Annotated in this window: 1 pseudogene; it reads right to left on the reverse strand. The window is 39.4% G+C overall.

What is annotated here, in order from left to right:
• Positions 1-345, reverse strand: a pseudogene (locus SB773_RS30565) (hypothetical protein); the annotation flags it as partial.

Below are 345 nucleotides of genomic sequence, written 5' to 3' on the forward strand. Positions count from 1 at the left end.
GGTTATGAAGATGGCAGTTAGTGCAGTGACAGTAAAGACGATCAACATTGTGATGATATTACCGATTATCATCGGGCTTGCATGGGCTATTACTTCATTTTCTTCCATTACTCCAGCAATTCGCCATCCAGTGGTTGGATTGGTGGCGTATCCGATGATCCGGCTTTGCCCTTCATATTCCTCTATCATTGAACCGGATTCACTTTTCATTTTTCTGAAGATATTTTCCTTTGATATATCCTGTTGAATTTTTTTCTTGTCAGGATGTGTAACGAATATCCCCTTCTTATCAAGCAAAACGGTATAGCCAGTTTTTCCGAATTTCGTTTGATTAACCATCGTGAT

The sequence above is a fragment of the Bacillus sp. SIMBA_074 genome, from assembly GCF_046534555.1.
Taxonomy (GTDB): Bacteria; Bacillota; Bacilli; order Bacillales; family Bacillaceae_G; genus Bacillus_A; species Bacillus_A mycoides.